Origin of the sequence: Clostridium polynesiense (genome assembly GCF_000820705.1) — a bacterium.
Taxonomy (GTDB): domain Bacteria; phylum Bacillota; class Clostridia; order Clostridiales; family Clostridiaceae; genus Clostridium_AA; species Clostridium_AA polynesiense.
This window is the reverse complement of the sequence record NZ_CCXI01000048.1, coordinates 1-1,735: the sequence shown is the minus strand read 5'-3', so window position 1 is coordinate 1,735 and position 1,735 is coordinate 1. Positions and strand designations below refer to the sequence as shown.

Sequence of the window (1,735 nt, the reverse complement as noted above, 5' to 3'; positions counted from 1 at the left end):
ATCCTGCATAAGAATAGTTTATTTCCGGTATAGTTACAGTACTTTTAAACATTTTAGCTACAAATTCTTTCCCAAACATAACCTCTATGTAGCCTCCTAGGTTATACATGGCATAGGCTGTAGGCTCTAATAGATATTTTGATATAAATCTTGGAAACAATCCACCTATAACGCATATCAAAGATAGTATTATCATCGGAATTCTCATAGTCCATGGAACATCTTTTACATTATCATAGTCTTTATGCCTTTGACCAAAAAAAACAGACTGACCAACTTTTACAAAGGAGGCTAAGGTCATTACAGAAACCAATAAAGCTGCTATGGTAACCCAATAATAACCGGCTTCATAGCTGGCCTGATATATAAGCCATTTAGACACAAAACCATTAAAAGGAGGTATGCCGCTTATAGCTGCAGCACCGATCATAAATAATACCGTGGTTAAAGGCATCTTTTTCCCAAGCCCTCCTAATTTGTCTAAATCAGTTGTGCCGGTAGTATATAGTACGGCTCCTGCAGTCAAAAATAAAAGACATTTAAAAGTTGCATGATTAAGCATATGGTAAAGACCACCTAAAGCACCTAACACAGCTATTTCATTTGTACTGACCAAGCCAACTCCTAATCCAACCATTATATAGCCAAGCTGTGACACTGAGTGAAATGCCAGTAATCTCTTAAAATCAGTCTGAACTAACGCCATAGTCACTCCTACAAGCATGGTTATAGTTCCCCAAGTAATTATAAGTGCAGCTAAAGAGGTTTTTCCTGAGGCGTGAAACAGCATATATAATATTCTTATTATTCCATATACTCCTGTTTTACTCATTACCCCTGAAAGCAGCATTGATATAGAGGAAGGAGCGGACATATGAGCATCCGGCGGCCAGGTATGACAAGGTACCAAAAATGCTTTAACTGCATAACCTGTAAGCAGCAACGTTAACGCCATAATGGTTACAGGTGTTAAATCGTTATTATATATCACTGCTGATATCTGAGCCATATTCAGCGTATTTACCTGAGCATAAAGCAATACCGTTCCTATAAGTATCAGGGAAGAACCTAAAGAACCGATTACAATATACTTAAAACCAGCTTCAATAGCTTTATAGGTTTTATTTCTAAAAGCAGTTAAAGCTACCGCAGCAAAGGTCATTATTTCAAGCATAACATACATATTAAAAAGATCACCGGTAAAAACAAATCCAAGCATGCTGCCTGCAAGCAGCAAAAATAACGTATAATACTTTTCCAGGGAGTTATCTCTCTCCATGTAACGTATTGAATATATTGAAGATAAAAAACAGGTTACGGCTATAATTAGTCCCACGAAAAGGCTTAAAGCATCCACTTCAAGGCCTATACCTATAGCCCATCCTTCCACAGGTTTCCAATTTCCCATCCAATATGTTGCAATATTTTTATTAACCATTATAGGTTTTATTAGAAGTAATACTGCCACCAGTGAAATTAAAGTTGCTAATAAAGATAAAAACTTTTTCAGCTTAAGGTTTTTATTACCAGTGAGCCCTATGATGAATGCCATGACAAAGGGTACTATAATTGCAATTACCGGTAAGTTTGTAACATAAGAAGTCATCCTCTTAACCTCCTTACTTTGTCTGCATCAATGGTTCCATAGTGCTCTTTGACCTTTATCACCAATGAAAGCGCCAAAGCAGTAACACAGGCTCCTATTACTATTGATGTCAGTGTAAGAGCTTGAGGA

The 1,735-nt window shown here is 36.9% G+C and carries 2 protein-coding genes; both read right to left on the bottom strand.

Going from position 1 to position 1,735, the window contains the following annotated elements; translation table 11 throughout:
• Window positions 1-1,606 (bottom strand): proton-conducting transporter transmembrane domain-containing protein (locus TA89_RS04730; RefSeq protein ID WP_052447328.1); only part of this gene is annotated, 1,606 nt, incomplete at its 3' end.
• On the bottom strand, window positions 1,603-1,683 hold the full coding sequence (locus TA89_RS19150; protein ID WP_242850080.1) for an NADH-ubiquinone oxidoreductase chain 4L: 81 nt from the start codon (window positions 1,681-1,683) through the stop codon (window positions 1,603-1,605). The genes TA89_RS04730 and TA89_RS19150, both read right to left, overlap by 4 nt.
• Between the last annotated feature and the right edge of the window lie 52 nt (window positions 1,684-1,735).